The following is a 17,890-nucleotide window of genomic DNA, read 5'->3' as shown; positions in this document are numbered from 1 at the left end:
CAGGAGGCCGTATGGATAACTTTCTTGCCGCAACCTTATCGGGCGACATCCCGCGTAAAATGTCAGGGGAGTCAGGCGGAATTCACTGGCTGTGGCATGAGCAAGGGATCCTGGAACTGGTGCCGCCGCAGCCTTGTGGACGCTCGCTGGTGATCTCCTGCGCCATTCACGGCAATGAGACTGCGCCGGTGGAGATGCTGGATATTCTGCTAAAGAACCTGTTTGCCGGTACCCAACCGCTGACCTGGCGGTTGCTGGTGGTGCTCGGCAATCCGCAAGCGCTGGCGCAGGGTAAACGCTATCTGAAAAACGATCTTAATCGCCTGTTCGGCGGGCGCTGGCAATCAATGCCTCCCAGTGATGAAACGATGCGTGCGGCGCAGCTGGAGCGGGCGCTGACGCACTTCTTCGCTGACGGCGACGGGGTGCGCTGGCATCTCGATTTACATACTGCCATTCGCGGTTCGCACCATATACGGTTTGGGGTACTTCCGGTGCGAATGGAACCCTGGGATGAGCTGTTTCTCGAGTGGCTCGGCGGCGCGGGCATGGAGGCGCTGGTGTTTCATCAGTCGCCTGGGGGGACCTTTACCCATTACAGTTGCGAAACGTTTGACGCGCTGGCCTGCACGCTGGAGCTGGGTAAGGCGCTGCCTTTTGGGGAAAATGACTTAAGCCAGTTCCAGCGAACCGCCTGGGCGCTGGCGGCATTATTAGCCGGGGAGCCTGCGCCGGATACCGAAAGTCCGCCGTTGCGTTATCGGGTGGTGCAGCAACTGACCCGCCGCAGTGAAGCGTTCAAACTGTATATGTCGGCGGAGACGCTCAACTTTACCCCTTTTGAGGCCGGCACGTTGTTGGCGGAAGATCGTGGTGAGCGTTATGTGGTGCAGCATCAACAGGAGTATGTCCTGTTCCCCAACCCGAATGTTGCCATTGGTTTACGGGCGGGATTAATGCTGGAGAAAATAGAGTAATTATTCAGCCCCGCAATCGTGGGGCTTATTTTTATCACTATTATGAATAAATTACGGATTTATCCTGGTTGACGGCTTTATTTATAAGTGAGCCTGATTTATACTTCTTCATAATTCCTTCTGAATCAGTGTGTTGAATATTTAATTCTCAACTCTCCACGGTTTATCCTTATTTCCTCCTTATTTGACGTAAAAACGTTATTTACACTTTCATTGTTTTACCGTCGCTCTGATTAATTGACGATAAAGACGGTAAAGTAAATAGCGTCAACACGGCAACCGCCGTAAGTAAAACCGAAGTAAGGAATAAAATTATGCGTAAATTAACCGCCCTGTTTGTTGCCTCTACCCTGGCTTTCGGCGCCGCTAACCTGGCACACGCTGCTGACACGACGACGGCGCCTGCAGACGGCAGACCGATGATGCATCACAAGGGACCGAAGGGGCCGCACGAAATGATGTTTAAAGATCTGAATCTGACCGATGCGCAGAAACAGCAGATCCGCGACATTATGAAAAGCCAGCGCGATGCAATGAAACGCCCGCCGGTGGAAGAGATGCGTGCCATGCATGACCTGATTGCCAGCGACAGCTTCGATAAAGCGAAAGCGGAAGCGCAAATCGCCAAAATGGAAGAGCAGCACAAAGCCGGCATGCTGGCGCATATGGAAACTCAGAACAAGATTTACAATATTCTGACTCCGGAGCAGAAAAAGCAGTTCAATGCTAATTTTGAGAAGCGTCTGACAGAACGTCCGGCGCCGGAAGGTAAAATGCCTCCTGAACCCGCTGAGTAATTCAGCCCCCTCTTAAGACCGCCGGTTTTGCCCATCCAACGTTTTACGTGGTGGGCAGAGCCGGCGGTTTTTCTTACATTCCCTCTTGCCAGCCGCCACCGGCGCGGTATTCTCATCAGGCTCCCCTTCGCTGGCGGTGTCACTTATCTGAGATTTATACTTTTTTACATGTCTGGTTACGCAGTGGCCTAAGGCAAATCATTTAGGCTGCCGATAACCCGTGCATGGCAATTTAAACAATAACAAGTATGCACGCTGCCCACAGAAGCAGCGGCGCAGGCGAGATGCTGCGCCATTCAGGAGGGATGATGGAATACTTTGATATCCGCAAAATGCCGGTAAACCTTTGGCGTAACGGTGCGGGCGAAACCCGCGAAATTTGTTGCTTTCCACCGGCGACGCGGGATTTTAACTGGCGCGCCAGTATTGCATCGCTTGCCAGTAACGGTGAATTCCCGCAATTTCCAGGGGTTGATCGCGTGATCACGCTGATTGAGGGCGGGGAAGTCACCCTGGATGGTGGCAGTGCTTTTTGCCATACCCTCAAACGCCATCAGCCTTTTACGTTCGCCGGCGAGCAGCCGGTAAAAGCGGAGCTGACAGACGGCCAGATGTCGATGGATTTTAATATTCTCACCCGCCGCGATCGCTGTCGTGCGAAAGTGCGCATTGCCGATCGCACTTTCACCACCTTTGGTGCGCGTGGCGGCGTGGTTTTTGTTCTCAGTGGCGCATGGCAACTGGGCGATAAGTTACTGACGGCGGATCAAGGGGCATGCTGGCAGGAAGGGCGGCATACCCTGCGCCTGCTCAAACCTGAAGGACAGTTATTGTTCAGTGAGATCTCCTGGCTGCCGGGTCACTAACGCCAGTTCGGTTATCTCATACTCGCCACCCAGCAGCGGCTTACAGAGAATTTTGTAGCCATCATGATCGAATCCAGCCGGGGTGCGCAGCAGCGCCCCGGCATCGTCCAGGTTAGTGACCGACCCCAACCACAGCCAGTTATGGATGATGTGGTATTGCGTCATCGTCTCACCTTGCTCTTTGAGTCCGACAGGGCCTTGCCACGGCCAGCACACCAGTTGCAAACGCGCCATTGCGGCGGCGAAACGCATCTGGTGCGCCTGGAGTGTCTCTCTGCCGCAGCAGGCGCCTGCACAGCGGTGCAGCGCGGCGCGAAAACAGGGACGACCATGCGTCAGCGACTCCAGACCGAGCAGGCCATAACAGAGCTTCTCTTCGTCTGCGATCGACTGTAACGCCTGCAATGCTGCGCGTCGGTTGGCGAACAAGCCGTACAGGTCGGGGGAGGTTGAAAAATCCACTTCTTTTGCATAGACCACCTGCGGCTTCTCGCCGCTTAAGCGCAGCGAGCAGAGCTGGCGATTGCGCCGCAAACGCTTATTGAACAGCGGCTGCTGCTCTTTAATCAACCGGGCTTCCAGCAACAACGCACCCATCTCCCCGGCGGTGCAGATCCAGGTGATACGGCGCGACTGGCGCAGCATGGCCGCTTCATCCGGGGTTCGCAAATGGGAAAGGACACGGCTGCGGATATTTACGCTTTTACCGATATAGAGCGGCATGGCGTCGCTTTCACCGTGGAAAATATAGACACCGGGTAGCCTGGGCATAGCCTCAAGCGACGGGCGCAGATGTTCGGGATATTGATAGATTGCCGCGGCGTCAAACTCGGGACGCGGAGCGGAAAGACGCCTGACCACTACTGACTCCTGATACTGTTTACTTATCCAGTGTAGCAGGTGAGGTCCGGTTAAAAAAGAGGCGGCCTGCGCCGCCCTGAAGGATTACTGCTTTTTCCAGAAGTCGTCGAATACCGTGATGGGCGGGCGACGCTTGTGCTCGGTTTTCAGATACCAGCCTTCGATAATATGCGCCGTGCCGGCATCCAGCGTTTTGCCTTCCAGATAGTCATCAATATTTTCGTAGGTCACACCCAGCGCGGCTTCATCAGGTAGCGACGGACGATCGTCTTCCAGGTCAGCCGTCGGGGCTTTTTTATACAGATGTTCCGGGCAACCCAGCCAGGCCAGCAATTGTTTACCCTGGCGCTTGTTCAGACGGAAAATCGGGTTGATATCGGTGCCGCCATCGCCGTATTTGGTGAAAAAGCCGGTGACAGCTTCAGCTGCGTGATCGGTACCGACTACCACGCCTTTGCTCATCCCGGCAATGCTGTACTGCGCTTTCATCCTTTCGCGCGCTTTTTCGTTGCCGCGCACGAAATCGCTCAGCTCGATGCCGGCCTCGCGCAGCGCCTGTTCGCTGGCCAGCACCGCGCTTTTGATGTTAACCGTCAGCACGCGATCCGGCTGGATAAACGCGATGGCGTCCTGACAGTCCTGTTCATCCGCCTGTGCGCCATAAGGCAGACGGACAGCGATAAACTGATAGGCGGCATCGCCGGTTTCTTCACGCAGTTCAGAAATCGCCGTCTGACACACTTTGCCTGTCAGGGTGGAATCCTGGCCGCCGCTGATGCCGAGCACCAGCGATTTCAAAAAGGGATAGGTCTTCAGATAGGTTTTCAGAAAGTCTACGCTGCGGCGAACTTCTTCTTCGGCATTGATTGCGGGTTTCACGCCTAACGCCTGAATAATCTCTTGTTGCAGAGTCATTTACCCCTCCGTTATGTAATCCTGCTTTGCAGGTTGCAAATAGATGATGGGCTCAAAGTAACCCTTTGGCGGTAAAACGACAAGGATCACAGATTTGAGTGTCGCAATTTACGGCATTTTAGTTGCTTATCCGCGTTTTATTAGAACTTTCCGAAAGTTATGCCATCGTCGTCGTATAGTTGAAAAATGCAATTTTATATTCCAGGCTTAGATAACACGCTGATACACAAGCGGATAAACAAGAGGATGGAATATGAACAAGAACATCGCGGGAATTCTGGGTGCAGCGGCGGTACTGACGATGCTGGCAGGGTGTACTGCCTACGATCGCGCGAAAGATCAGGTGAGCCAACCGGTGGTGAAAGATGTGAAAAAAGGCATGAGCCGCCAGCAGGTTATGCAGGTTGCCGGTCGTCCTTCATCCGAAGTAACCATGATCCATGCACGTGGTACGTGCCAGACGTATATTCTGGGTCAACGTGACGGTAAAACAGAAACCTACTTTGTTGCACTGGATGAGACCGGCCACGTCATGAACTCCGGTTATCAGACTTGCGCGGAGTACGACACCGATCCGCAAGCGCCTAAGCAGTAATTTTTTTCTTTTCAGCCTGAGCAAGAAAAACCGGCCGGATGGCCGGTTTTTTTCGCCACCACATTATGCGGGTATGCTGTCGATTTTTTGCATCCGTGACCACACGCGATGCGTGGCCAGCAGGGTGAGAAAATCATCCATCAGCGTGGCCGATGCACTGTCTGCTTCAACAATTCCTTCCTCGCCTTGCGCATCTACCCCCAGAAGGGTTTTAAACTGACGCGCATCGCCAAACAGGGCGATGGTTTTCAGGTGTTTATAGGCTTCCAGCAGGTAGTATTTGGCATCGCCATTTTGCAACAGCCCCCCGGCATCGCCACCGGGCACAATCACCCCATCGACCGTAAGGGACGGCGAACCGGCAAAGGTCGCGGCAACCGGCAGTTCGGATCCGTCATCGGCGGTGACGCTACCCATCCGCGAAAAGAGCAGTTTGCTATGGACACCCTGTGCGCTCAGTCCCTGTAATATGGTCAGTACATCCGCTGCACTGACATTTTCATGCAACAGCACGGCGACCACGCGGCCTTTTACCTTCCCGTCCGGGACGGCATACAGACTCAACGCTGGATCTTTCTTGAGGCCGTTAACATCCGCTGGCGGAGCGGTGTTGCGCTGTTCATCGCTCAGCGTCAGACCGAGGTTTTCCGCCACCGCCTGCGCCAGCGTGACATCAATATGCGCCAGTTGATCAACTACCCGTTCGCGAATATAAGCGCGTGCCACTTTACTGAGCTCAAAGCTGAAGGCATCAACGATATGGCGTTGTTCAAATGGCGTCTGGCTCAGCCAGAACAGGCGCGGATGCGCGTAATACTCGCCAAAGGACGGGCTGCGTTCGCGGATCTTCTGGCCTTCCACCCGTGCCGGGTAAGTTTCAAAACCGCCGCGTTTCGGGCCGGGAGGCGTTTCACGCGGCCAGTTGTCATTGATCGAGTTCGGCTCGTAGTTGGCCGGGTTGCTGTCGATCTCCATGCGATGCATGCCATCGCGCTGGAAATTATGGTAAGGGCAGGTGGGGCGGTTAATGGGGATTTCATGGAAGTTTGGCCCGCCAAGACGGCTGATTTGCGTGTCGGTATAGGAGAACAGACGCCCCTGCAATAGCGGGTCGTTGGTGAAATCCAGACCCGGCACGATATGACCAGGGTGGAACGCTGCCTGTTCATTTTCGGCGAAAAAGTTATCCGGATTACGGTTCAGCACCATTTTCCCGACACGTTGCACTGGCACCAGTTCCTCGGGGATCAGTTTGGTGGGATCTAACAGATCAAAATCAAAGTTAAACTCATCTTCTTCGGGGATCAGTTGCAATCCGAGTTCATATTCCGGGTAATCCCCGGCTTCAATCGCTTCCCAAAGTTCCCGACGATGAAAATCGGGATCGCGTCCGGTCAGTTTTTGCGACTCATCCCACACCAGCGAGGCTTTGCCCGCCAGCGGTTTCCAGTGAAAACGCACGAAAGTGCCTTTACCTTCGGCATTCACCAGGCGGAAGGTGTGAATGCCAAATCCCTCCATCGTTCGGTAACTGCGCGGAATACCGCGATCGGACATGGCCCACATCACGTTATGCAATGTTTCGGGCTGGAGCGAAACATAATCCCAGAAGGTGTCGTGCGCGCTCTGACCCTGGGGGATAGCCCAGTGTGGTTCGGGTTTCACTGCATGAACAAAGTCGGGGAATTTGTGTGCATCCTGAATAAAAAACACCGGTGTATTGTTACCGACCAGGTCGAAGATCCCCTCTTCGGTATAGAACTTGGTGGCAAAACCGCGAATATCCCGCACGGTATCCGCAGAGCCCGCACCGCCCTGCACCGTAGAGAACCGGACAAAGACCGGGGTGAGTTTCTCCGGGCTGGAGAGAAAATCCGCTTTTGTGACCTCACTCAGGCTGCGATAGGGCTGAAAATAGCCGTGTGCGGCGGAACCGCGGGCATGAACTATCCGTTCCGGAATTCGCTCGTGGTCGAAGTGGGTAATTTTCTCGCGCAGGATAAAATCTTCCAGCAGCGTGGGACCGCGCGTGCCGGCGCGCAGTGAATTTTGATCGTCGGCAATACGTACACCCTGATTGGTGGTTAGGGGAAAATTCTCGCCGCCCTTACGAAACGGATCCAGCGCGTCGAGTTTCTCATTGACGGTATCCGGGGCTTTCAGGCTACCTGGCGCGGTGGGCTGTTCGCCGGGGGCGCTGGGCTCAGGGGAAGGGCAGTGAGAATTGTCTTCGGGGGCAAGGGAATCCAGTCCGGGTTGCGATTCACGCGGATCGTGAACCGGGGACTGGCGAGGATGTTGGTCTTTCTCATTATGCGACATTGAACTCGTCTCCTGTTTTCATTGCTGAAAAATGGTCGTTGTTACGTCAAAACCCCCTAACTATAGAACACAGCCCTGGCGATGGCTGTACGAGGCGGGAGGCGGGAACCCTGCGAAAAATAAGAGAAAGTCACGCCAGGCGCGACGTACAGGGCGACAATCAGCTATCATAGGATTTTCCCGGTTGTGAAATTCGTATTTAGTGAACGCATCGCCTATGAAACCTTTTCGTCAACAAAACCGTCGTGTTATCAGCTACGTACCGCGCGTCGAGCCGGCACCTCCCGATCATGCCCTGAAAGTAGAGGGCTATCGTGACGTCTGGCTGTTACGTGGCAAATATGTGGCGTTTGTGTTGATGGGGGAAACGTTTCGTCGATCACCGGTATTTAGCGTGCCGGAATCCGCTCAACGCTGGGCAATGCAGATGCGCCAGGAAGGGGAAATCGACGACGAGTAACGGCGGAAATGGCGTGGCGCAGCGTGAGTGAAACAGGCCGCGCGGGCGTAGAAATGAGAAAGGCGGGGAGATCCCCCGCCTTTGTGTTATTCGGACTTAGCGATGTGCCAGTTCGGCGTCTTCTTCACTGTCCAGTACGGCTTTGTCGGTCTGTTTTAACCACTGGCTGGTGAGCGTGCCTGCGGTCATTGCACCGTTCACGTTGAGCGCGGTGCGTCCCATGTCGATCAGCGGTTCTACCGAGATCAGCAGTGCAACCAGCGTGACCGGCAGACCCATCGCCGGCAGTACGATCAGCGCAGCAAATGTCGCGCCACCGCCAACCCCCGCCACACCGGCGGAGCTTACCGTCACAATCCCAACCAGCGTGGCAATCCATACCGGATCGAGCGGGTTAATGCCTACCGTCGGTGCAACCATTACCGCCAGCATCGCCGGGTAAAGGCCCGCACAACCGTTCTGGCCGATGGTGGCGCCAAAGGATGCGGAGAAGCTGGCGATGGATTCCGGCACGCCGAGTCGACGGGTTTGCGCTTCGACATTCAGCGGAATCGACGCGGCGCTGGAGCGGCTGGTGAAGGCGAAGGTCAGTACCGGCCACACTTTGCGGAAAAATTTCAGCGGGCTGACGCCGTTGACGCCGAGCAGTAAGCCGTGCACCACAAACATAATGCCAAGCCCGAGATAAGACGCGATGACAAAACTGCCCAGTTTGATGATGTCCTGAATGTTGGAGCCTGCGACCACTTTGGTCATCAGCGCCAGCACGCCGTACGGTGTCAGTTGCATGACCAGACGAACCAGCTTCATCACCCAGCTTTGCAGGGTGTCAATGGCGCTCAGAACACGTTCGCCTTTCGGCGCATCGTCTTTCAGCAGCTTAAGCGCAGCCACGCCGAGGAAGGCAGCGAAAATAACCACGCTGATGATCGACGTTGGGTTTGCGCCAGTCAGGTCGGCAAACGGGTTTTTCGGCACGAAAGAGAGCAGCAACTGCGGGACGGTCAGATCCGCCAGTTTACCCACATAGTTGCTCTGAATGGCATTGAGGCGCGCGGTTTCCGCCGTGCCCTGCACCAGGCCTTCGGCCGTTAAACCAAACAGATTGGTGACCAGCACACCGACCAGCGCGGAAATCAGCGTGGTAAACAGCAGCGTACCGATGGTCAGGAAGCTGATTTTGCCCAGTTGCGAGGCGTTATGCAGACGCGCAACGGCACTCAAAATGGAGGCGAAAACTAGCGGCATAACGATCATTTGCAGCAGTTGTACATAACCGTTGCCAACAATATTGAACCACTGGATTGATGTCTTCAGTACCGGGTTATCGGATCCGTAAATCGCCTGCAGCGCCAGACCAAAGACCACGCCGAGACCTAAACCGATCAATACTTTTTTTGCCAGACTCCACTGTTTGTGGCGAGTCTGCGCCAGCAAAAACAGCAGTGCCACGAACACTACGATGTTCGCGATTAATGGAAAGTTCATCCCCGTTCTCCTGATATCATTATTCGGATCACCCTGGCGGTTGATCCCGTGGCGCAAGGTTAGCAGAAGTGCCGGGGTGCTCTTATATCCAAATGGAATGGTTTATGCCAAAAGCGGAATTACCGGCTGATTAATGGCCGGATTGCTGATGAATAAAGCGATTAAACTGGTTTTGCAGTGAATTAATCATCTGCGATGACCAACGAACTGCACCGTTTTCGGGCAGGGTCTGCGGCATCCACACGGCGTAGGTAAACAGTGCCATACAGAGTACGCGCTCAAGCTGGTTGCCTTTTTGCGGCGCCAGTAATGGCAAACGAAAGCGCCAGCGGCAGGGCCACAGCAGGGGGACTCCGGCGGGGGTAATCATATCGGCCAGAATATGACTCAGATAGCCTACCACCATACCCTGTAGGGCATCCGCCGGGACTATCCAGCTATCCGGCACCTTTAAGTAGAACAGCGTTAGCGCGATAAACACGGCCAGCAGGCTATGGGTAAATCCCCGGTGGCCAAACATACGGGCAACGGGTTTCGATACCCACTTCAGACGCTGACCGAGGAAAGATTTTGGGTGGTCAATATCCGGCAGCAGGCAGGTCAGAATGGCGGAGGGTACGATGTGCCACCAGTCACCCTGCGCGAGGACGGGCGTCAGCTCGGCGTTTTTGGCAAACACCGCGCAAGCAATGGAAAAAAGCAGGTGTCCTTCCGCCGTCATGATCAAACTCACTCAACTGTCGATGCATACAGTATAGGATGTTTGTACAGTAGGCGGAAGAGGTGACGGTGTAACTCTTTGTCACAATCCGGTCAAATTTAACGCGCCAGCCATCCACCATCGACGGCGAGGGTGTAACCGTTGATGTATTCGGCGGCGCGTGAGGCCAAAAATACTGCAGCACCTTGCAAATCGGCCGGTTCACCCCAGCGTCCGGCGGGAATGCGCTCAAGGATCTCCTGGTTGCGCTCTGCGTCTTCCCGCAGTTGTTGGGTGTTATTGGTTGCCATATAACCCGGTGCAATGGCGTTGACGTTGATACGGTGCGGCGCCCACTCGTTGGCCAGCAGGCGGGTTAAGCCCATCACACCGCTTTTGGACGCGGTATAAGAGGGCACGCGGATCCCGCCCTGGAAAGAGAGCATCGAGGCGATATTAATGATTTTGCCGCCATCGCCTTGTGCAATGAATTGCCGCGCCACGGCCTGCGAAAGAAAGAACACCGTTTTCAGGTTCAGATCCATCACCTCATCCCAGTCTTTCTCGCTGAAATCAAGGGCGTCGCAGCGGCGGATCGTTCCGGCGTTATTGACCAGAATATCGACGCGCCCCATTTTCGCGACTGTCTCGGCGACGATGCCTTCAAGGGCTTGCTGGTGGCGTAAATCTGCCTGTATTGCCAGAAAGCGACGACCCAGCGCCTGCACCTGCTGCGCCGTGTCGTGCGGGATTTTACGGTTCACGCCGACGATATCGCATCCGGCTTCCGCCAGCCCTAACGTTATCCCCTGGCCCAGACCGGTATCGCACCCGGTCACAATGGCCACTTTACCCGCAAGTTTAAAGGCATCCAGTATCATGAGTTCTCCGGCGTAATTATTGTAGTGAGAGGGCACAGCGCCTGGAGATCAGAATAGAAGGGCGGTGAGGAAAATACAAATAAAAATGAAATGATGTTTCAAAAATAATATCGGGACAGCAGATTACTGCCCCGACGGCATCAACCTAACAGATCTGCGAGTGTCAGTTGGGTAAGACTGGTGAGTTTGACGTTGGCCAGCACATAGCGCGGATCGTCCCGATGTTCGGCGTCCGGCACGACAATTGAGCGCATGCGCGCCGCTTTACTGGCGATCATGCCATTGACAGAATCTTCCAGCGCAACGCAACAGAGTGGGTCGACGCCCAGTTTGGCCGCGCAATCCAGATAGACCTGCGGATGCGGCTTGCTGTAGGGCAGCTTTTCTGCGGAGGCCAGCGCGTCGAAGTGATCTCGCAGGTCGAACAGGCTGAGGACTTTTTCCAGCATGTGCAATGGCGAGGCGGACGCCAGGCCCACCATCAGGCCATTGGCTTTGCACAGGGCGACGGCATCGCGCGCGCCGGCAAGCAGAGGCCGCTCCGCTTCCACCAATGAAATCGCCCGTTGGATAATGCGATCGGTGACGTCCTGGCGATTCGGACCATTCCAGGGTTGCTGCGCATACCAGAGTTCGACGACCATATCGATGCGTAAACCCAGCGTGTCTGGTAATTCGCTACGCCGTGTGATGTCGACCCCAAGGCTTGCTATGACATCCAGTTCAGCGCGATCCCAGAGTGGCTCTGAGTCGATAAGTAATCCATCCATATCAAAAATGGCAGCAAGAATTTGATGCGGGGCAGACATAACACCTCTCTTTTTAACGCGGCTTATCCGGGGAAAGTACGGATTATGTACAAAGAGGCATCATACCGCCTTTAAAGATCAGGCGAAAATGATTCTCAGCAGGTAGACTTAGGCGCAAACAGTGCGTCACTCACAAGGGGAATCCATGACGTATCAACAAGCTGGACGCATCGCAATACTGAAACGCGTTCTGGGTTGGGTGATTTTCATTCCAGCCGTCATTTCAACGATTATTTCCGTACTGAAGTTTATGTACGACCACAGTGAAAAGCAGGCCGGTATTAACGCGGTGATGCTTGATTTTGCCCATGTGATGATTGAAATGATGCGTTTCAATACGCCGTTTCTTAACCTCTTTTGGTACAACTCGCCGACGCCGGATTTCCACCAAAGCCTCAATATCATGTTCTGGATAATCTTTGTGTTGATCTTTGTGGGGCTGGCATTGCAAGCCTCGGGGGCGCGCATGAGCCGTCAGGTGCGTTTTCTGCGTGAAGGCTTAGAGGATCAGACGATCCTTGAGAATGCCAAAGGTGAGGAGGGGTTATCCCGTGCGCAGCTTGAAGCGCGCATTGTCGTACCGCATCACACCATTCTGCTACAGCTTTTTCCACTGTATGTGCTGCCGGTGATTATCATTGTCGCGGGTTACTTCTTCTTTAAGCTGCTTGGCTTTTTGTGACGCAACAGTGCCCGGTGGCGCTATTGTGCTTACCGGGCCCGGGTATCGTAAATGTGTTTTATGCGGCTAATACGCGCTCCAGCGCTTTTTGCGCATTCAACAGATGCTCGCCCCCGAACAGGATCGCCCGGTTGAACAGCGTATAGAGCTGATAGATTGGCTGGCGGTCAAGAAAGTCATTCGGCAGCGGAGAAACTGACTGGTAACCGTCGTAGATCTGCGGCGGCTGGTCCGGATGCAGCGGCAGCATTGCCAGATCGCACTCCCTGTCACCCCAGTAGCACGCCGGATCGTAGATATAGGGACCGTCCGGGCCGAGTGCGCAATTCGCCGACCATAAATCACCATGAAGCAGTGAAGGTTGCGGTTGATGTGACGATAAACGCTGCTGAACATGGTCAACAATGGCGTCAATATTGCCAAACTCGAGGCCTTTTTCCGCCGCCAGCTCCAGCTGCCAGCCAATGCGCTGTTCGGCAAAAAAAGTTGACCAGCGACGCTGCCAGGCATTGGGTTGCGGAGTCGTGGAGAGATCGTTATCGAAGTCGAGGCCGAACTGCGGCTGATCACTCCATTGATGCAAACGCGCCAGTTGCTGACCCAGCAGGAAAGCGTTGTGCGCATCCAGTGGACGGGCGGGCAGATACTCCATCACCAGAAAGCTGTAGTCGCGATCGCTTCCCACCGCCAGCACATCCGGGACCCGCACCGTGTTACTGCGAGCCAGCAAAGCGAGCTGGTCCGCCTCCGCGGTAAAAATGGGCAACAGTTCACGTTCGTCGCACTTCACGAAGAGATCGCGCCCGGCATAACGCAGGTGCCACGCGGCATGAATCTCACCACCCGGCAGCTCGTCGCGCTGCTCAATCTCACTTTCGCCCAGTTGCTCGCTTAACAGACGACTTATCGCTTGCCACATGATGTCTCTCCCATGTAATCAGCCGGATCATAAGGTTAGCGCACTAAAGCTTAAAAAAGATACGATGTAACGCACACCTGAGCAACGAACGGGGCCGCCAGGCACTTATCGTTCGTCTTTTTGCCAGGTTTCCCAGGTATAAACGGTGATGCCGGCCTCGTTCCCCACTGCGCTTACCGCCAGTCCGTTTGCCAGCGCGTTAACGTCCTGCTCACTGAGTGCGCTGATAAGCCCAAAGGTGTTCGTACCGAGGTCGTGCACTTTTCCTTCTTCATCAGTCATGGTGAGGAGAAAACCCGCACGTGTAAAGTGGTTGTTGAGTTCGTTGATTTCCGTCAGGGTCTGTTCGTGAAATTTGACCGTTACGACGTAGCGGGTGATGCCATCACTGCTCATCTTTCACCTCATTGTTATCCTGAAAGTTTTTTTAGCATAGTCGGCGAAGGCGATTTGTCGACTGCCGCTGTGCTGTTGGCAAAACCCTCTTCCATGCGAAAGAGGGGACATTGTCAGTTATTGCGCAGATAGTCGTAAATTTTTTGCGTATCTTGCAGCGCGCACAAACGCGTGCCCTGATTAATGGTGGCGGCGCTCCCGGCGGCAACACCGAAACGCACCATGTCGTCGAGCGGGGCGTTTTGCGCCAGCTTTAAGGTCATTGCGCCGACCATGCTATCCCCGGCCCCAACGGTGCTTTGGCTCTTCATCGGGGGCGGCACCACTTGCACGCACTGGTTGGCATCGACGGCCAGCGCACCCTGTGGCCCAAGCGACACCACAACGCGTAGCGCTTTGCCGCTGTTCACAATCTCCTGAGCGGCAATACGTACGTCATCGGGCTGAGTGAGCTCCCTGCCTACTAACGCACTGAGCTCTTTCTGATTCGGTTTTACCAGTTCAATATGACCAATTGACAGGGCGGCGGCGAGCGCCTCTCCTGAACTATCAACAATGCAGCGAATACCCTGGCGTTGCGCGGCTTTGATCAACTGTATGAGATTCTCTACCTGGATCCCCGGCGGCAGACTGCCGCTGATCACCAGAATGGCGCCCGATTCGATGGCGAGCACTTTCTCTTCCAGTTGGCGAAATTCACTTTCACTCAGGGCCGCGCCAGGCATTACGAAGCGGTACTGCTCACCGCTGGACTCAACGTGCACGTGCAAGTTTTGCCGCGTCCAGTCTTTGGCTTCTACGACGCTAGTCGGCACGTTTTCATCGGCCAGTAGTGCGGTGAGGTGTTCACCGGTTGCACCGCCTGCCGGGAACAGCGCGGTGGCCCGACCGCCCAGATGTGCAATGGCGCGGGCAACATTGATACCGCCGCCGCCGGGTTCAAAAACCGGGGCGCTGCAACGGAGCTTACCTTCAGGATAAATCTGTGGCGTGAGCGTTGCGCTATCCAGAGAGGGCGCTAACGTCAGCGTATATACCGGGACCATCATTACCTCCTTTTTATCTGGCTGCTTTAAGCCTGGCACTGATTGCGCAGAAGGGAAAGTAAATAACAGTATGATTTTCAGACTGAATTTGAGTCAGGGAACGGTGGCGATTAATAACCAAATTCTCTTTTTTGAGATCTCTCTTATTCAAAAAATCAAATAAGATTTCATTGATATGTTTAACCGGCCTTTTTATAATTTGTTACCTTTCTTTGGACCGTTGTCGTTGATCCTTATGAAAGATTCCGGGACCGTGTTGGTCTCTTTTTTTGCTGTACGGACTCTTAATAAATGAAGCTTTTGAAGACAGTACCCGCACTGTTTATGGCTGTGGGCGTGCTTGCGTCGATGAATGCTGTCGCCGATGACACCATTTTTACTGTCATGGATGACCCTGCAACTGCAAAAAAACCGTTCGAAGGTAGCGTGAACGGTGGCTATCTTGCTCAGTCCGGCAACACAAAGAGTTCCTCTTTGACTGCCGACTCCACGTTGACCTGGTACGGTAGCAGAACGGCCTGGTCGTTGTGGGGTAATGCCAGCAACACCTCGGCAAACGATGAACGTTCGTCTGAAAAATACGCTGTAGGTGGTCGTAGCCGTTATAACCTGACGGATTACGATTATCTGTTTGGCCAGGCGAGCTGGTTGACTGACCGCTACAACGGCTACAGCGATCGTGATGTGTTTACTGCCGGTTATGGTCGCCAGATCCTGAACGGCCCGGTACACAGCCTGCGCTTTGAATTTGGTCCGGGTGTGCGTTACGACAAGTACACTGATGGCGATACCAAAACCACAGCACTGGGTTATGCATCCGGTACTTATGCGTGGCAAATTAGCGACAACACGAAATTCACCCAGGGCGTTTCCGTATTTGGTGCGGATGATACCACTGTGAACTCCGAGACGGCGCTGAACGTGGCTATCAACGCGCATTTCGCGCTGAAAGTCGCTTATAACCTGACCTGGAACTCCCAGCCGCCGTCAACTGCGCCGGATCATACCGATCGCAGAACCACGGTAACGTTAGGCTATAAAATGTAATTGAGTGGGCCGGAAATATCGGCCCCTTGTTTTAATTTGTTCATTCGTGCTATTTTTCACGTTGCGTATTAAATTTGATTTAAGTAAATATTTTCCCTCCTTATTTTCTTCACAATTAATTCAAATGAAACATATTCAGTTTATTTGACACGAATGGATAAATAAATTGACTGTGCAAAAGTGTGATCCAGATCTACACTAATCGCACGGGTAAAAAACACACCCAAACAGTCATATGTTTATTCAAGAAAGAGAAATTCATCATGAAAAAAATCAATACTGCTGCCGCGGCTGTAGTGCTGTCTGCACTCTCCTTTGGTGTCTTCGCTGCGGATTCCGTTAATACGACTGCCAGCCAGACCAACACTAACATCACCAACATTGAAGCGGGTTCCAACATGGTGCCAGTTGCACAGACTGCACATAATACCAATGCCGCTGCATTCGACGCACATACGCTGGTTGCCGGTGAGTGGAATTAATTACATTCTCAGTTAATTCATTAACTTTGAAAAAACCGGATAATGTTGTACCGGTTTTTTTGTATTAATAATCGAATTGTAAATCTTGTTAGATAAATCTGATGGGTTATTGACGAAAATTGACGTGAATAACACAAGGTAGATTATTTAACATTTCCCATCAGTTAACCTCGCAGAAGCGAAAGCATATTTTCAGCCGACTGGTTGGCCACTTTCAATACCGCGTCCTGTCCTTGTTGCAATATTTGTGCTTTCACCAGTTTACTGGCTTCCATGGCGTAATCGGCATCTTCAATTCGGCTTTTCGCCGCCTGGGTCGCAATACTCTGCTGCGCGAGTAGGGATTTATTGGATTCGAAGCGGTTAATAAACGCGCCATATTGCGCACGATAGCTGCTGACTTTATCCAGCGCCTTATCGAGCGCCCCCATGGCGATACTGGCCGTAGCCGTTGAACGCAGTTCGGTATTGGTTAGCCCCAGCGACTTTATGTCCGATGGCGTGGTCGGCATGGTAGTAGCTTGTACATCATCGCCATAGCTGGCGCTGGTCACCACCTCCCAGGGACGGCTTTGCTTTGGCGGTTCCGCCGGAGTAATGGTGGGTTCCGGCAGATCACCCCACGTCAGATTACTGGTAAACGAACCACTACCCGCCACCATTACCACCAGATCTTCCGTGACATTATCGATTTTCAGGCGTTCAAGCCTGTTCGAACCGTTGCTACCATCGTTGTACGCTTTGCCCGGCTCATAACGGTCACCGTCGCCACTGTAGCTGATGGTCATGCCGTTATAAGCGAGGGTTTCGCTGCCGTTGAGCGCCCATGAAGCGCCGCCTTCGATCAGCATCGAGTCATCATAGGTTGCGCCACGCTGGAAACCATTCGCTTCTGTCAGCACCTTGCTGGTGGCTTTGGCTGAACTGGTGATGCCACGACTTTTCCAGGTATAGTCCGCCGTGGTGCCGTTGATTGGCGTTCCCGCCAGATGCTTGCCATCGCGGGTGAATAACTGAATGTCATCATCCAGACCCAATGAATCAATGGTAATAGCGATGTTTTTCGACCCGGCCGGAATATACGCCAGCGACACAATACCGGAACTGAAGGTGTAATTGACTCCTTGAGCAGGGAATTTAACGCTCAATGGCGGCACATTGCCAATCAACTCCGGGGGCAGTTCCGGGTCATCGGTTGCCAGCGGATAGCGACCGAAGATCTCCGTGCCTTCAGAAATTGACTGGATATTCTCCAGAATACTTTGATATTCGTTATGAATGCTTTGACGATCGCCCTCAGATAAGGTGCTATTTCCGGCCTGAATGGCCAGACTTTTGGCACGGATCAACAGCTCGCTGACGGTACTGAGGCTGCTATCGGCGGTTTGCGCCATACTGATGGCGTCATCCAGACCGCGGGACACGACACTGTCGGCGTTAGCGCTGGCGCGCATGCGGTTGGCAATAGCCTGTCCCGCCGCATCATCCCTGGCGCTATTAATCCGTAAGCCCGACGACAACCGCTCAATCGATTCCTGAAGCGTCGATGCTGTGGCTGGTCTGATGGTCAGATTCAGCCCCGTCATTTCGTTGTAGTTGATCGCTTGCATTACCGTGGTTGATTCATTCAGATCGCTAATGAATCAT

The 17,890-nt window shown here is 53.8% G+C and carries 19 protein-coding genes; 8 read left to right on the top strand and 11 right to left on the bottom strand.

Features of this window, described 5'->3' with window-relative positions; genetic code table 11:
* The first annotated feature begins 11 nt into the window (after positions 1-11).
* The 3 genes from astE to ves all read left to right on the top strand — a co-directional run bounded on the left by astE (position 12) and on the right by ves (position 2,640).
* On the top strand, positions 12-977 hold the full coding sequence (astE, locus tag ACQ3G7_RS14675; RefSeq protein ID WP_430890359.1) for a succinylglutamate desuccinylase: 966 nt from the start codon (positions 12-14) through the stop codon (positions 975-977).
* A 314-nt stretch (positions 978-1,291) separates the two neighbouring features.
* The gene (gene spy / locus ACQ3G7_RS14670) at positions 1,292-1,774 is read left to right on the top strand and encodes an ATP-independent periplasmic protein-refolding chaperone Spy (protein WP_263097017.1); all 483 of its coding nucleotides are present in this window, start codon (positions 1,292-1,294) and stop codon (positions 1,772-1,774) included.
* A 308-nt stretch (positions 1,775-2,082) separates the two neighbouring features.
* On the top strand, positions 2,083-2,640 hold the full coding sequence (gene ves, locus ACQ3G7_RS14665) for an environmental stress-induced protein Ves (RefSeq protein ID WP_430890358.1): 558 nt from the start codon (positions 2,083-2,085) through the stop codon (positions 2,638-2,640).
* Here the strand turns inward: ves and cho are convergent.
* Both cho and nadE read right to left on the bottom strand, forming a co-directional pair.
* Positions 2,602-3,501 carry an excinuclease Cho gene (gene cho / locus ACQ3G7_RS14660; protein WP_430890357.1) on the bottom strand — a complete coding sequence of 300 codons (900 nt, stop codon included), beginning with the start codon at positions 3,499-3,501 and terminating at the stop codon, positions 2,602-2,604. The genes ves and cho overlap by 39 nt on opposite strands.
* A gap of 84 nt (positions 3,502-3,585) precedes the next feature.
* Positions 3,586-4,416 carry an NAD(+) synthase gene (gene nadE / locus ACQ3G7_RS14655; protein ID WP_430890356.1) on the bottom strand — a complete coding sequence of 277 codons (831 nt, stop codon included), beginning with the start codon at positions 4,414-4,416 and terminating at the stop codon, positions 3,586-3,588.
* A gap of 253 nt (positions 4,417-4,669) precedes the next feature.
* Here nadE and osmE point away from each other — a divergent pair, with 253 nt between their 5' ends.
* Positions 4,670-5,011 carry an osmotically-inducible lipoprotein OsmE gene (gene osmE, locus ACQ3G7_RS14650; RefSeq protein ID WP_061495056.1) on the top strand — a complete coding sequence of 114 codons (342 nt, stop codon included), beginning with the start codon at positions 4,670-4,672 and terminating at the stop codon, positions 5,009-5,011.
* A 63-nt stretch (positions 5,012-5,074) separates the two neighbouring features.
* On the opposite strand, the gene katE is transcribed toward osmE, so the two are convergent.
* Positions 5,075-7,333 carry a catalase HPII gene (katE, locus tag ACQ3G7_RS14645; RefSeq protein ID WP_430890355.1) on the bottom strand — a complete coding sequence of 753 codons (2,259 nt, stop codon included), beginning with the start codon at positions 7,331-7,333 and terminating at the stop codon, positions 5,075-5,077.
* 202 nt (positions 7,334-7,535) lie between these two features.
* Here katE and cedA point away from each other — a divergent pair, with 202 nt between their 5' ends.
* Entirely contained in the window at positions 7,536-7,793 is a 258-nt protein-coding gene (cedA, locus tag ACQ3G7_RS14640) for a cell division activator CedA (RefSeq protein ID WP_430890354.1), read from the top strand.
* 96 nt (positions 7,794-7,889) lie between these two features.
* Here the strand turns inward: cedA and ACQ3G7_RS14635 are convergent, their stop codons facing one another.
* The 4 genes from ACQ3G7_RS14635 to hxpB form a co-directional block, all read right to left on the bottom strand.
* Positions 7,890-9,281: an L-cystine transporter gene (locus ACQ3G7_RS14635; protein ID WP_263097010.1), complete on the bottom strand. Its 1,392-nt coding sequence runs from the start codon at positions 9,279-9,281 to the stop codon at positions 7,890-7,892.
* Positions 9,282-9,411: 130 nt separating this feature from the next.
* Positions 9,412-10,002 carry a metal-dependent hydrolase gene (locus ACQ3G7_RS14630; protein WP_263097008.1) on the bottom strand — a complete coding sequence of 197 codons (591 nt, stop codon included), beginning with the start codon at positions 10,000-10,002 and terminating at the stop codon, positions 9,412-9,414.
* Positions 10,003-10,100: 98 nt separating this feature from the next.
* Positions 10,101-10,862 (bottom strand): 2-dehydro-3-deoxy-D-gluconate 5-dehydrogenase KduD, encoded by a 762-nt coding sequence (gene kduD, locus ACQ3G7_RS14625; RefSeq protein WP_430890353.1) that lies wholly within the window; start codon positions 10,860-10,862, stop codon positions 10,101-10,103.
* 140 nt (positions 10,863-11,002) lie between these two features.
* A complete protein-coding gene (gene hxpB, locus ACQ3G7_RS14620) occupies positions 11,003-11,671 on the bottom strand; it encodes a hexitol phosphatase HxpB (protein WP_430890352.1) in 669 nt (222 codons plus the stop codon).
* Positions 11,672-11,816: 145 nt separating this feature from the next.
* On the opposite strand from hxpB, the gene ACQ3G7_RS14615 reads away from it, so the two are divergent.
* Entirely contained in the window at positions 11,817-12,353 is a 537-nt protein-coding gene (locus ACQ3G7_RS14615; RefSeq protein WP_430890351.1) for a YniB family protein, read from the top strand.
* A gap of 58 nt (positions 12,354-12,411) precedes the next feature.
* On the opposite strand, the gene ACQ3G7_RS14610 is transcribed toward ACQ3G7_RS14615, so the two are convergent.
* From ACQ3G7_RS14610 to pfkB, 3 genes are all read right to left on the bottom strand, one after another.
* A complete protein-coding gene (locus tag ACQ3G7_RS14610) occupies positions 12,412-13,272 on the bottom strand; it encodes a fructosamine kinase family protein (protein ID WP_263097003.1) in 861 nt (286 codons plus the stop codon).
* A gap of 105 nt (positions 13,273-13,377) precedes the next feature.
* Positions 13,378-13,668, bottom strand: coding sequence for a type V toxin-antitoxin system endoribonuclease antitoxin GhoS (ghoS, locus tag ACQ3G7_RS14605; protein WP_430890350.1), 291 nt, complete (start codon positions 13,666-13,668; stop codon positions 13,378-13,380).
* A gap of 113 nt (positions 13,669-13,781) precedes the next feature.
* Positions 13,782-14,714 carry a 6-phosphofructokinase II gene (gene pfkB / locus ACQ3G7_RS14600; RefSeq protein ID WP_430890449.1) on the bottom strand — a complete coding sequence of 311 codons (933 nt, stop codon included), beginning with the start codon at positions 14,712-14,714 and terminating at the stop codon, positions 13,782-13,784.
* A 291-nt stretch (positions 14,715-15,005) separates the two neighbouring features.
* Here pfkB and ACQ3G7_RS14595 point away from each other — a divergent pair, with 291 nt between their 5' ends.
* Complete coding sequence (locus ACQ3G7_RS14595) at positions 15,006-15,761, top strand: DUF481 domain-containing protein (protein WP_430890349.1); 756 nt, start codon at positions 15,006-15,008, stop codon at positions 15,759-15,761.
* A gap of 263 nt (positions 15,762-16,024) precedes the next feature.
* Positions 16,025-16,243, top strand: a complete 219-nt coding sequence (locus ACQ3G7_RS14590; RefSeq protein ID WP_430890348.1) for a hypothetical protein — start codon at positions 16,025-16,027, stop codon at positions 16,241-16,243.
* A gap of 164 nt (positions 16,244-16,407) precedes the next feature.
* On the opposite strand, the gene ACQ3G7_RS14585 is transcribed toward ACQ3G7_RS14590, so the two are convergent.
* A complete protein-coding gene (locus tag ACQ3G7_RS14585; RefSeq protein WP_430890347.1) occupies positions 16,408-17,853 on the bottom strand; it encodes a flagellin N-terminal helical domain-containing protein in 1,446 nt (481 codons plus the stop codon).
* Positions 17,854-17,890 lie beyond the last annotated feature (37 nt).

It is taken from the genome of Kosakonia sp. N21, assembly GCF_050587465.1.
In the GTDB taxonomy this organism is placed as follows: domain Bacteria; phylum Pseudomonadota; class Gammaproteobacteria; order Enterobacterales; family Enterobacteriaceae.
The sequence above is the reverse complement of the archived record's forward strand: the minus strand, read 5'-3'. Positions and strand labels throughout refer to the sequence as shown.

Coding starts and splice junctions, on each gene's coding strand:
- astE (WP_430890359.1), top strand. CDS start 12: ATGGATAACTTTCTTGCCGCAACCTTATCGGGCGACATCCCGCGTAAA.
- spy (WP_263097017.1), top strand. CDS start 1,292: ATGCGTAAATTAACCGCCCTGTTTGTTGCCTCTACCCTGGCTTTCGGC.
- ves (WP_430890358.1), top strand. CDS start 2,083: ATGGAATACTTTGATATCCGCAAAATGCCGGTAAACCTTTGGCGTAAC.
- nadE (WP_430890356.1), bottom strand. CDS start 4,416: ATGACTCTGCAACAAGAGATTATTCAGGCGTTAGGCGTGAAACCCGCA.
- osmE (WP_061495056.1), top strand. CDS start 4,670: ATGAACAAGAACATCGCGGGAATTCTGGGTGCAGCGGCGGTACTGACG.
- katE (WP_430890355.1), bottom strand. CDS start 7,333: ATGTCGCATAATGAGAAAGACCAACATCCTCGCCAGTCCCCGGTTCAC.
- ACQ3G7_RS14635 (WP_263097010.1), bottom strand. CDS start 9,281: ATGAACTTTCCATTAATCGCGAACATCGTAGTGTTCGTGGCACTGCTG.
- ACQ3G7_RS14630 (WP_263097008.1), bottom strand. CDS start 10,002: ATGACGGCGGAAGGACACCTGCTTTTTTCCATTGCTTGCGCGGTGTTT.
- kduD (WP_430890353.1), bottom strand. CDS start 10,862: ATGATACTGGATGCCTTTAAACTTGCGGGTAAAGTGGCCATTGTGACC.
- hxpB (WP_430890352.1), bottom strand. CDS start 11,671: ATGTCTGCCCCGCATCAAATTCTTGCTGCCATTTTTGATATGGATGGA.
- ACQ3G7_RS14615 (WP_430890351.1), top strand. CDS start 11,817: ATGACGTATCAACAAGCTGGACGCATCGCAATACTGAAACGCGTTCTG.
- ACQ3G7_RS14610 (WP_263097003.1), bottom strand. CDS start 13,272: ATGTGGCAAGCGATAAGTCGTCTGTTAAGCGAGCAACTGGGCGAAAGT.
- ghoS (WP_430890350.1), bottom strand. CDS start 13,668: ATGAGCAGTGATGGCATCACCCGCTACGTCGTAACGGTCAAATTTCAC.
- pfkB (WP_430890449.1), bottom strand. CDS start 14,714: ATGGTCCCGGTATATACGCTGACGTTAGCGCCCTCTCTGGATAGCGCA.
- ACQ3G7_RS14595 (WP_430890349.1), top strand. CDS start 15,006: ATGAAGCTTTTGAAGACAGTACCCGCACTGTTTATGGCTGTGGGCGTG.
- ACQ3G7_RS14590 (WP_430890348.1), top strand. CDS start 16,025: ATGAAAAAAATCAATACTGCTGCCGCGGCTGTAGTGCTGTCTGCACTC.
- ACQ3G7_RS14585 (WP_430890347.1), bottom strand. CDS start 17,853: ATGCAAGCGATCAACTACAACGAAATGACGGGGCTGAATCTGACCATC.